The organism is Devosia sp. (assembly GCF_028290645.1).
Lineage (GTDB): Bacteria > Pseudomonadota > Alphaproteobacteria > Rhizobiales > Devosiaceae > Devosia_A.
The window spans coordinates 1-8,973 of record NZ_JAQGJL010000296.1; the positions used below are offsets into that span (position 1 = coordinate 1).

12 protein-coding genes are annotated in these 8,973 nt (G+C 66.5%); 2 read left to right on the forward strand and 10 right to left on the reverse strand.

Annotated features, from left to right (window positions below):
• Window positions 1-225 precede the first annotated feature (225 nt).
• Window positions 226-540 (forward strand): peptidoglycan-binding domain-containing protein, encoded by a 315-nt coding sequence (locus JWQ89_RS15930; RefSeq protein WP_299642538.1) that lies wholly within the window; start codon window positions 226-228, stop codon window positions 538-540.
• 118 nt (window positions 541-658) lie between these two features.
• On the opposite strand, the gene arfB is transcribed toward JWQ89_RS15930, so the two are convergent.
• The 5 genes from arfB to JWQ89_RS15955 all read right to left on the reverse strand — a co-directional run bounded on the left by arfB (window position 659) and on the right by JWQ89_RS15955 (window position 4,069).
• Window positions 659-1,120: an alternative ribosome rescue aminoacyl-tRNA hydrolase ArfB gene (arfB, locus tag JWQ89_RS15935; RefSeq protein ID WP_299642540.1), complete on the reverse strand. Its 462-nt coding sequence runs from the start codon at window positions 1,118-1,120 to the stop codon at window positions 659-661.
• Between the two features lie 210 nt (window positions 1,121-1,330).
• On the reverse strand, window positions 1,331-1,972 hold the full coding sequence (locus tag JWQ89_RS15940) for an SH3 domain-containing protein (protein WP_299642542.1): 642 nt from the start codon (window positions 1,970-1,972) through the stop codon (window positions 1,331-1,333).
• A 206-nt stretch (window positions 1,973-2,178) separates the two neighbouring features.
• The gene (locus JWQ89_RS15945; RefSeq protein ID WP_299642544.1) at window positions 2,179-2,745 is read right to left on the reverse strand and encodes an SH3 domain-containing protein; all 567 of its coding nucleotides are present in this window, start codon (window positions 2,743-2,745) and stop codon (window positions 2,179-2,181) included.
• Between the two features lie 312 nt (window positions 2,746-3,057).
• A complete protein-coding gene (locus tag JWQ89_RS15950) occupies window positions 3,058-3,474 on the reverse strand; it encodes an acyl-CoA thioesterase (protein WP_299642546.1) in 417 nt (138 codons plus the stop codon).
• Window positions 3,464-4,069, reverse strand: coding sequence for a thymidine kinase (locus JWQ89_RS15955; protein WP_299642548.1), 606 nt, complete (start codon window positions 4,067-4,069; stop codon window positions 3,464-3,466). Before JWQ89_RS15955 ends, JWQ89_RS15950 begins: the two co-directional genes overlap by 11 nt.
• A gap of 329 nt (window positions 4,070-4,398) precedes the next feature.
• Between JWQ89_RS15955 and JWQ89_RS15960 the strand changes: the two genes are divergently transcribed.
• Entirely contained in the window at window positions 4,399-4,794 is a 396-nt protein-coding gene (locus tag JWQ89_RS15960; protein WP_299642550.1) for a DUF2147 domain-containing protein, read from the forward strand.
• 27 nt (window positions 4,795-4,821) lie between these two features.
• On the opposite strand, the gene JWQ89_RS15965 is transcribed toward JWQ89_RS15960, so the two are convergent.
• From JWQ89_RS15965 to JWQ89_RS15980, 5 genes are all read right to left on the reverse strand, one after another.
• Window positions 4,822-5,721: a DMT family transporter gene (locus JWQ89_RS15965; protein WP_299642552.1), complete on the reverse strand. Its 900-nt coding sequence runs from the start codon at window positions 5,719-5,721 to the stop codon at window positions 4,822-4,824.
• Between the two features lie 91 nt (window positions 5,722-5,812).
• The gene (locus JWQ89_RS22550; RefSeq protein ID WP_366144014.1) at window positions 5,813-6,040 is read right to left on the reverse strand and encodes a hypothetical protein; all 228 of its coding nucleotides are present in this window, start codon (window positions 6,038-6,040) and stop codon (window positions 5,813-5,815) included.
• Window positions 6,037-6,483 (reverse strand): VOC family protein, encoded by a 447-nt coding sequence (locus tag JWQ89_RS15970; protein WP_366144015.1) that lies wholly within the window; start codon window positions 6,481-6,483, stop codon window positions 6,037-6,039. The genes JWQ89_RS22550 and JWQ89_RS15970 overlap by 4 nt, the downstream gene beginning before the upstream one ends.
• Before the next feature lie 80 nt (window positions 6,484-6,563).
• The gene (locus JWQ89_RS15975; protein WP_299642554.1) at window positions 6,564-7,799 is read right to left on the reverse strand and encodes an aminotransferase class V-fold PLP-dependent enzyme; all 1,236 of its coding nucleotides are present in this window, start codon (window positions 7,797-7,799) and stop codon (window positions 6,564-6,566) included.
• Between the two features lie 349 nt (window positions 7,800-8,148).
• On the reverse strand, window positions 8,149-8,736 hold the full coding sequence (locus JWQ89_RS15980) for a Spy/CpxP family protein refolding chaperone (protein WP_299642555.1): 588 nt from the start codon (window positions 8,734-8,736) through the stop codon (window positions 8,149-8,151).
• Window positions 8,737-8,973: the final 237 nt, after the last annotated feature.

Genomic DNA, 8,973 nt, shown 5'->3' on the forward strand with positions numbered 1-8,973 from the left:
GGCAACACGGCCCCCGATGACGGCTGGAAATACCGCGGCCGCGGCTTCATTCAGATCACCGGCAAGGACGGCTACCAGCAGGTGGACGCGGCGGATGGGAACGGGCTGAACCTAGTGGCCAACCCCGATGCGCCGACATAGCCGCAGCATGCGCTGCGCGTCGCCTGCGCGTTCTGGAAATGGAAGAACCTCAACGCGAAATGCGACGCGGGCGATTTCGTCGGGGTGACCAAGCGGATCAATGGCGGCACGATCGGGCTGCAGGACCGCTTCAACTGGCTGGAAAAGGTGCAATCGCTGGTGGCCTGGCCGCTGACCGGCAACGCGCCGCCGCCACCGCCGCTCAACGAGGTGTCACTGTCGATTCCGCAGCTCAAGTCGGTGCAACTGAAGTTGGAGGCGCTGGGGCTCTATGACGGGTCGATCGACGGTATTTTCGGGGCGCGCAGCCGGGCTGGGCTGAAGGCGTTCCAGGCGGCGAATGGGCTCACGGCGAACGGCCGGCTGACTCAGCCAACGCTGGACAAGCTCGGGGTGTAGGGCTGTTCACTGCGGCGAGATAGCGCCCGTTGGACCGCTGAACCCCTCACCCCAACCCGCTCCCCTCAGGAGAGAGGGGGCGTTTGCTGCGGGCTTCCGTAACGAAACATCAAATGCTCTAGAAATCCACCTTGCCGCGCAGGCGCTTGGTGGTGCTGCGCTGGGTCTTGCCTTCGAGGCGGCGTTGTTTCGAGCCATAGGTCGGGCGGGTGGGCCGGCGCGGCTTGGGCGGGGTGAGGGCAGCGCGGAGCAGGGCGACGAGGCGCTCGATGGCGTCGTCGCGGTTCAGCGGCTGGGTACGGTGGCGGCTGGCGGAGATGACGATTACGCCCTCGGTGGTGAGGCGGCTGCCGGCAAGGGCAGCGGCACGCAGCTTCACCGGTTCGGGCAGCGAGGGCGAGCCCGTCAGGTCGAAGCGCAGCTGGGCGGCGGTCGCCACCTTGTTGACGTTCTGGCCGCCCGGGCCGGGACTGCGCACGTAGTCGATATCGAGCTCGGCCAGCGGGAGGTAGACTGCGCCGCCGATGTGGATGGATTCGGGAATGGGGAGGGCTCCGCTGATGTCGGCGGAGGGTAGCATGGTTCGCGACGGGGCAGGAACGCCGGTGCGAGTGGACCCCTACTCCTGTCCCCTCCCCGCAGGGGGAGGGGGACCCTTCCAACAGCCTTGGTGCCGAGCCTGTCGGCGACCATCGCTGATCCGCAGGTGACGTTCAGGACTGCGGGGGGGCAGGCAAACGAAAACGCCGCCCCGGCCGGGACGGCGTTCTCGTGGGTTGGCTCGAACCGCTTAGCGGACGCGGAGCGAGCTGATGTTGTCGTCGGCGCCGCGCAGGTTCGGAACGCTGCGCGAGATCACGACGCAACGGCCATTGAAGTTGGCCCGCTCGCAGACCTGGGCCTCGGCATTGCCGCGGACCTCGATGGACGAGATATCTTCATCCCAGCGGCCGAGGCGCGCGAGGCGCTCGCCCGGACGCGAGCAGAAGCTGTCGCCACGGAAGTTGGTGTTCTCGTAGAAGCACACGCGATCGCGGTTGCCGCCGGGACGGCCCGGGCGAACGTCGAAGCCGCCGGAGCCGACCTGGAAGCGGAAGCCGGGGATGTTGAAGCCGATGCTCACGTCGGGCTGGCTCGGACGGTTGAGGACGGGGGCGTCGATGTTGTCGTCCTCGAAGCCGGTGTCGTCCTCGCTGAGAAAGCTGGCGGAAACCCAGCCATCGGGGCCGGACTTGATGACGTAGCACCAGCCGCCGCTGCAGCGGTCGACCTCGACCTGCTGGCCGGGGCGAAGGACGTCGACGACGGCGCCGTTCACCGGAGCACTGCGGACGTTGACGGTGCTGGTGGCGACGGCCGCGTTGGCCGCGCCGGCAAAGAACAGGGCACCGAACAGCAGCCCGGCTGCTCCGGCCAATTTGATGGGATTCATGGAGGTTCCTCTCGTTTGACGCTGGGGGCGTTTTCTTGGGGTTAGAATCGCCGCGGGGCTAAACGGCTGACCCGGCAGCGAAGTTCCACCGGATGCGGTCCGATTGCGCCTGAAATGCGAACGCCGCCCGAAGCGGCGGCGTTTGGCCTCAGGTCCCTGAATGCCCGGGAGTCCGCCGGGGCGGGACCGGTTCCGGCGAGGGGAGATCAGTAGACCTGGACAGAGCTCACGTTGTTGTCGAGGAAGCCCTGGAGGTTCCCGCTGTTGTTCATGAGTTCGCAATAGCTGTGGAAGTCACGGTCGCGGCACAGCATGACCGAGACGTCGCCTTCAATGGTGACCGAAGAGTAGAGGTTGTCGGCATGGAGCAGCAGCAGATCGCGAATTCGCGTGCCGGACCTGCCGCAAATGGCGCTGCCGGTGTAGTTGTGGCCCTCGTAAAGGCAGACCTGCCCGGGGCCGCCCCACTTGTAGTTGAGGCGCGGGCCGGTCAGCGGGCCGCGCGCCACCCTGCCGAAGGCGACGTCGTATAGGCTGGTCCAGCCGGCCTGGCCGCCGGCATGGACGCGGCACCAAAGTTTCGAGCAGCGATCGACATAGATTCGCACCTGGCCTTCGATCTGGCCGGTGACGTCGTAGTCCCTGCCGGGCCCCTCGAACAGCACAAGCGGGCGGATCGACCAGGCGGGCGTGCCTACGGTCTGGGCCGAGGCGGTGCCCATGGCGAGGATCAGGAACACTAGTGCGGACAGGCTTGCGAACAGCTGCTTCATCGAAATGCCCCGGACCTAACGCATCAAAGACGGCAGCGTAGCCTTCGGGCGTGACGGTTGGAAGAGTACGGCTGCAACAGGGCGGGGAAAGTTTGGCCGGATTGCATGCGCCCCGCCACGACCCCATGTCTGGTGTTCGGCTCGCACCGCGAGGCGAGACAATGCGATTCTTGGACGGAAAGGCGCCGCGCGCGAGCTGCGGCGCGGCGCCTCCCCCATCATCCCCAGACTGGAGGCCACCCCACCGGGGACGGGTGCGTCCGGGGGAGGTGATGCGACATCGAGGCTGAACGGAGGCTGAACCGTTTCCGGTCAGCGCGGTATGGCGCGCTTCTGGCCCTGTTCGTCGAGTGCGACGTAGACGAAGCGGCCGTCAGTGACCTTGACCCGGTCGGCGATGCGATTGCGGCGGGCCCAGGCCTCGACCTCGATGGTGATCGAAGTGTTCCCGACGCGCTCGACGGTGGTGTAGACGCAGAGGATGTCTCCGACTTTCACCGGGGCGATGAAGGTCATCGCCTCGACCGCGACGGTGACGACACGGCCGCGCGCGACCTCGACCGCGGCGATGGCGCCGGCTATGTCCATCTGGCTCATCACCCAGCCGCCGAAGATGTCGCCCGCCGGATTTGTGTCGGCGGGCATGGCGAGGGTGCGGATGGTGAGGGTGCCGACGGGCTCGGAGCCGGCGGATTCGGCGGGGTAGGCGCCAGCGACTTCAGTGCTCATGCCTCGGTCCTTTCGGCGGCCAGCGGCCGATTTCTTCTTCCCAGTGGCGGCGGCAGAGGGAAACATAGACGGATTTCTCGATAGAGACCTGATTACCTTCGGTGAGCGCGCCGCCTTCGGCATCGCGGCGGACCACCATCGTCGCCTTGCGGCCGCAGAAGCAGATGGTGCGGATCTCGCGCAACTCGTCGGCGATGGCGAGCAGTTCGGACGAGCCGGGGAAGAGCTTGCCCTGGAAATCGGTCCGGAGCCCGAAGCACATCACGGGGACATCGAGCCGGTCGCCGACACGGGCGAGCTGCCAGACCTGATCGGGGGTGAGGAACTGCGCCTCGTCGACGAAGACGCAATCGACCTTCGATTCCTGCATGTGGTCGTTCACGCGCTGATACAGGTCGTCCTCGTCGCCGAACATCTCGGCGGGGGCGGAGATGCCGATGCGGGAGGCGATGAGACCGACGTCGCCCTCGGCATAGAGCGACGAGGTGAAAAGAAGCGTGCGCATGCCGCGCTCGACATAGTTGTAGGATGCCTGCAGCAGGAGCGTCGACTTGCCGGCGTTCATCGTCGAATAGGAGAAGTAGAGCTTGGCCATGGGGTGTTCATGCCGCACGCATGGGACGGCGGCGAGGCCAATCGGCATCTCTCAACAAAATACGGCCGCCTCACGGGGGCGGCCGATAGAATGCCGATTTGGGGCTCGGCGCAGGACAAACGTGTTGGCGGCATGTCCTGCTGACAAGGACCGTCCAGTTGCCGATCTTGGGCAGGAGCAACTGGCCTAGACTCAGGGGCAATAGGGCGGCGCCCCGAGCACCCGCAAGCTATTGAGACGACGTGACAAGCAGATGACGGCCGTTATCATAATGGCGACATCTTCGGCCCATAGCGGATAGGCTGCGGGCAGGGCTGCGGGAGAGGCATATGAATTCCTTTTTCAAGGTGGGATTGGCGCTGGCGATGGTCGCGGGAATGGCCGCGCCGAGCCTGGCGCAGAGCGTCGACGTGACCGGCATGTGGCGCCCTGACAAGAACTCCGACTACGACGTGAGCATGTGCGGCAAGGACAACGCCCAGCTCTGCATCAAGGTGGTGGCGTTGCGCGGCAACATGGATACGGACAAGAACCGGCCCTATCTCGGCACCTACCTGATCGACAAGGCCAAGCCGAGCGGCGCGGGGCGCTGGAAGGGGAAGCTCACCCTGTTCGGCCAGACCGGCGACGCGACGCTGACGCTGAGGGGAGAGAACACAATCCACGTCAAGGCGTGCGCCTATATCGTGGTGTGCCGCGAGATCGAACTGACGCGGGTGCAGTAGGCCCGCCTGACCTGGTGGCCGGTACTGCTATTGGACAAGCACCGGCGCTGCCTTCTTCTGCTGCAGCGCCGGAACCAGCTCGACCATCACGATCGCGGCAAAGATCAGGGCGGAGCCGACATAGCCGATCAGCGGCAGCCGCTCACCGAGGACGACCGCGCCCCCGAGCGCCGCAAACAGTCCCTCGGCCGAGAGGATGATGGCGGCGTTGGCGGGTGGCACGTATTGCTGGGCCACCGCCTGCAGGGTGAAGGCGACGGCGGTCGATAGCAGGCCGGCGTAGAGGATCTCGATCCAGCCATCGCCGATGGCGGCGAGGTTCGGCGTCTCGAATCCGGCTGAGCCGATTGCCGAAAGCAGCGCCGTGGTGGCAAAGCAGATGACGGAGATGGTGACCGGAAGGCCGGTGCGCTTGCTTACCGTGCCGATGAGATAGACCTGCACCGCCCAGGCGACGGCGCTGCAGACGACGAGCAGGTCCCCCAGGTTGAGGCCGTCGAAGCGCGCGCCGTTGAGGAGGAATACCCCTATCAGCGCCATTGGCACGCCGGCCCAGACGATCGGGTGGGGCTTTTGGGCGAACACGACCAGCGCCAGGAGGGGGACGAACAGCACGTAGAGGCTGGTGAGGAAGCCTGCGTTGGTCACCGTCGTCATCGTGAGCCCGATCTGCTGCAGCGACACGCCGAGGAAGAAGGAGATGGCGATGATGGCGACCACCGGCCAATCCGCCCGGGCGAGGCGCTTGCCGGTGCGGCGCAGCTCCCACAGGACCAACGGCGCGATGGCAATGGCCCCCAGCGCATAGCGCACGGCGGAAAAGGTCAGCGGGCCCATCGTCGCCATCGCCGATTTCTGGGCGACGAACGCGAAGCCCCACAACATGGTGGTGATGATGAGCAGCAGGACGGCGAGGGGACGAGACATCGGCGCTGTGTAGCCGTCCAAGCGGGGGTGCGTCGAACGGTTTTTGGCGATGGGAGCGATCAGCGGGCGTGATCGATCGGTTGCGGTGGAGCTAGGTCTTTCCGGGCTCGGAGCGCGGGTCGATCCGGCTGAGTCGATAGCCGGCCTCGCCAAGGGCGTGCGTCATGTGCTCGGCATACCATTGCGGCCAGTTGTCGTCGTAGACGCCACCAAGCTCCTTGGCTTCGTAGGCACCGTGAGCCTTGGCGGCGCCCTTGAGCGCGGCGAGCAGGACTTCGGTCAGGGTGGGTTCGCCCAGCGGCGAAGGAGTGTCGGTCATCTTCCCGGAGCCCGCATTTTTACCTCCTGAAGCAGCCAGCCATTGCCGTCCGGATCGCTGAAGGAGGCGAACGAGCCGTAGTCGCGGCGGCCGGCGGCAAAGCCGACCACCCGTCCCACGGTACCCGCATGGTGAAACCCCCCGGTTTCATCGTGGAAGATTTCGCTGACCTCGGCGCCGCGCGAGATGAGTTCCGCCCGCGCCGCCTCGATGTCGGAGACAACGAGGTGCAGGCCCTCCACCGAGCCCGGTTTTGCAGAGCTCACGCCCTCGCCGAAGATGATCGAGCATTCGGAGCCGGGTGGCGTGAATTGCACGATGCGGTAGCCGTCCTTGATGGGGAAGTCCGCATCCAGGCGAAACTGCAGCTTCTCATAGAAGCTCTTGGCCCGATCGACATCGGAGACCGGAAGCACCAGGACTTCGAGTTTCAAGTCAACCATTGCGCCCTCCTTGCTTCAGAGGAGGGCGCCAACTTACGCTATTTCCGCGCCCCCGGCGAGGGCTGCAGGGCGGGCGCGCGTTACTTCAGCTCCGCGTCCAGCGCCCCGATCAACTGCTGGATCTCGGCGGGGGAGGTGTAGTGGGTGAAGGAGAGGCGGAGGACGCCGTGGCCGGGATTGAGACCGAGGGCTTCGAGCAGGCGGTAGGCATAGAAGTGGCCGCCGCCGGCCATGATCTTGTGGCGCGACAGGCGGTCGGCGGCTTCGATGGCGAGTTCAGAGAGGGCGAGCGAGACGGTGGGCGCGCGTTTGCTCGGGTCGGTCGGCCCGATGAGGCGGACATTGTTCTTCGAGCGCAGGAATTCCATCAGCGGGGCGAGGAGGATTTCTTCCTGGGCGCGTATCGCGGCGTGGGCCTTGCGGAACGGGTTGGCGCCTTCGACGCGATCGCCGGCAAGTTCGCCGACGCGCTCGAGGTAATCGGCAATACCGGCGGAGGCGGCAATCTGGGCGTGGTCGGGACCGGCGGGGACGAGGCGCTTGCGCGGCTGGGTCTCGTTGAAGAAATGCCCCTGGTTGGGGAGCTCGGAGGCGAGCGAGGGGCGGACGGCCATGACGCCCTGGTGGGGCCCGTACACCTTGTAGGCCGAGAACAGGTAGATGTCGCAGCCCAGCGACAGCAGGTCGGGGAGGCCGTGCGGGGCGTAGGAGACGCCATCGACGACCGTGACGGCGCCGAAGCTCTTGGCTTTCTGGGCGATCTCGGCGACCGGGTTGATCTCGCCGACGATGTTGGAGGCGTGCGGGAAGCAGACCGCGCGGACCTTGCTGTCGAGCAGCTTGTCGAGGGCGGCCGGATCGAGGTGGCCGGTCTGCGGGTCGACCTTCCATTCGCGGATGACCATGCCCCGGTCGGCAAGGCGGCGCCAGGCGCCGGAATTTGCCTCGTGGTCCTGGTTGGTGACGACGATGGCGTCACCGGGCTTCAGCCAGCCGGCAAAGGCGTTGCCGAGCGTGTAGGTGTTGGCCGAGGTGGAGGGACCGAAATGGATCCAGTCCATGCCGACGTTCAGCGCCTGCGCCATGCGGCGATGCGCGAGGTCCATCGCTGCGCCGGCTTCGCGCGAGGCCGGGTAGAAGCCGTAGGGCTGCACCTTGGTGGCGCGGTAATAGTGATCGAGCCGCTTCAGCACCTGCTGCGAAGTATAGGAGCCGCCGGCGTTCTCAAGGAACGCCCAGCCATCGAGGCTCGGCTCGCGGAAGGCCGGGAACTCGGCGCGGATCAGGTTCGTATCGAGGGGCAGGTCGGCGGTCATCGGGACGCTCGCGGGAAGGAGGCCCGATGGTTAGCGGACGCGGATGACGGGAGCAACACGACGTGTGGATAAGGGGGCTTGGCAGGCCTGCCACACCAAGCGCCGGTGGCTGTGGACCCCCGCCCCGGTTCCCTCCCCTACTGGGGAGGGAGCCCAAAACACTACTGCTGGTGTAAGCGTCTCCCTCTCCCTTCTTCAGGGGGGGAGGGGACAGGGGTGGGGGTCCACAGCCACCGGCGATTGTCATGGGCGACGACGGAGAAGCCCCGGCTGGAGGTCGTGCCGGGGCTTCTCCTGAGGACGGCTTGCTTGCCGGTCGCGTTGGGGACTCAGACCGGCAGCAGGTGGCTCAGCCGTCCAAACCGTTGGCGGGCGCGCCCGCGGGGGCGCGGTAGTGGAAACCATTACCCGGCGTCCGCATCCGCTCGCCCTGCATCATCCGGCCATGCGGGGCGAGTTCGCGCTTTTGCTGGTCGGTGAGGCTCTCGTAGAAGGCCTTGAACTGCGGCAGCAGTCCGCTCATCGCAGCGAGGCGGGCCTCGCTGAACTTCAGGCGTTGCTCGAGGCGCTGGACCAGGTCGGGGTGGGACTGGCCGGACGCGCGGTCCGGACGGAGGGCGTCGCACTTGTCGGCGAAATCGGTCTGGGCGGTGAGCGCCGAGGTGCGGAAGTTCTCGAACAGCTTTTCTTGCTCCGCCGTCAGCTTGAGCTTGCCGGCCACGCGGTCGAGGCGGTGCTCGAGACGGTCCGCGGCTTCGTTGCCGCAGGAGAATTCGGCGAAGCGGAAGGCACCGTCCGCGGCGTCACGGCGGAACTCCAGAGTGCGGTGGTTGTCGTTGCGGGGGCGGTCGGGGCCCTCGGCAAAGGCCGGGCTCATGGCGGTGAGCCCGAGCGCGGCGACCAGGGCGGCGAGGACGGTGGCGCGAGTCAGCATCATCGAGGTGTCTCCCAATTGGTGATCAGCAATGGGGAGAGGTTGATCTGCTTCGGCTTGCTGGGGCGTTGCGGGAAGGTGAAATCGCGGACAGGTTGGAAAGGTGGGTGGCGCACTGGCCACTAGCGGTCATCCCGATCGTCGCTCCGCCACCCTCTCCCAACCTCCCCTCCCAGGGCGGGAGGTGCCCGCCGGTGGGAGCGAGATAGCGCCAGGAATGCAACGCAGCACCCGCTCCTT

Bases quoted from the DNA above. Each gene is read 5' to 3' on its own strand.
- arfB (WP_299642540.1), bottom strand. From the start codon at position 1,120: ATGCTACCCTCCGCCGACATCAGCGGAGCCCTCCCCATTCCCGAATCC.
- JWQ89_RS15940 (WP_299642542.1), bottom strand. From the start codon at position 1,972: ATGAATCCCATCAAATTGGCCGGAGCAGCCGGGCTGCTGTTCGGTGCC.
- JWQ89_RS15945 (WP_299642544.1), bottom strand. From the start codon at position 2,745: ATGAAGCAGCTGTTCGCAAGCCTGTCCGCACTAGTGTTCCTGATCCTC.
- JWQ89_RS15950 (WP_299642546.1), bottom strand. From the start codon at position 3,474: ATGAGCACTGAAGTCGCTGGCGCCTACCCCGCCGAATCCGCCGGCTCC.
- JWQ89_RS15955 (WP_299642548.1), bottom strand. From the start codon at position 4,069: ATGGCCAAGCTCTACTTCTCCTATTCGACGATGAACGCCGGCAAGTCG.
- JWQ89_RS15960 (WP_299642550.1), top strand. From the start codon at position 4,399: ATGAATTCCTTTTTCAAGGTGGGATTGGCGCTGGCGATGGTCGCGGGA.
- JWQ89_RS15965 (WP_299642552.1), bottom strand. From the start codon at position 5,721: ATGTCTCGTCCCCTCGCCGTCCTGCTGCTCATCATCACCACCATGTTG.
- JWQ89_RS22550 (WP_366144014.1), bottom strand. From the start codon at position 6,040: ATGACCGACACTCCTTCGCCGCTGGGCGAACCCACCCTGACCGAAGTC.
- JWQ89_RS15970 (WP_366144015.1), bottom strand. From the start codon at position 6,483: ATGGTTGACTTGAAACTCGAAGTCCTGGTGCTTCCGGTCTCCGATGTC.
- JWQ89_RS15975 (WP_299642554.1), bottom strand. From the start codon at position 7,799: ATGACCGCCGACCTGCCCCTCGATACGAACCTGATCCGCGCCGAGTTC.
- JWQ89_RS15980 (WP_299642555.1), bottom strand. From the start codon at position 8,736: ATGATGCTGACTCGCGCCACCGTCCTCGCCGCCCTGGTCGCCGCGCTC.